The organism is Nonomuraea antimicrobica (genome assembly GCF_039536965.1).
Lineage (GTDB): Bacteria > Actinomycetota > Actinomycetes > Streptosporangiales > Streptosporangiaceae > Nonomuraea > Nonomuraea antimicrobica.
This window is the reverse complement of sequence record NZ_BAAAZP010000301.1, coordinates 1-521: the sequence shown is the minus strand read 5'-3', so window position 1 is coordinate 521 and position 521 is coordinate 1. Positions and strand designations below refer to the sequence as shown.

1 protein-coding gene is annotated in these 521 nt (G+C 67.9%); it reads left to right on the top strand.

Translation table 11 applies throughout. The features are described 5' to 3' along the window. Positions 1-120 precede the first annotated feature (120 nt). A complete protein-coding gene (locus tag ABD844_RS52945; RefSeq protein ID WP_344897966.1) occupies positions 121-426 on the top strand; it encodes a hypothetical protein in 306 nt (101 codons plus the stop codon). The last annotated feature ends 95 nt before the right edge of the window (positions 427-521 follow it).

Below are 521 nucleotides of genomic sequence, written 5' to 3'. Positions count from 1 at the left end.
ATGCAACGCCCCGCTCGTGGCCGCCGCGGTGGTCATCGACGGGCACCGCTACTGGCTGTGCGACGAGGACGCCGAGCTGATCCCCGGCTACACCCCCAACCTGCTCGAAGGGAGCATCACATGACCGCGTTCCAGCCCAACCGTGTGGCCAGTCAGATCATCGACCGCCTGGAGGAGGCCGGGTTTACCGTCAAGGTGCCCGACGCTGCGCACGGCGCGTCGTGGGAGCTCGTCCTGGACCAGCCCGGAGCCCGGTGGTTCGGCGTGCTGTACGTGTCGCGCTGGAAGGGGCGGGCATTGCGCGTCTCGATCACCTGGCACCCCGAGGACCGGCCGCACCAGACCCGCAAGGCCGAGGGCGCGAACGCTATTCGCTCCCTCATCAACCAAGTCACCCCGCACGGATGGGAGATCAAGAGTGCGTGACCAGCTCGTCGCCACCGGCGACACCACGCTCGACGCCTTCCTGTTAGTGGCACGCAGCGTACGCCTCCCTCAGTGCACGCTCGAAGACGCCGAAC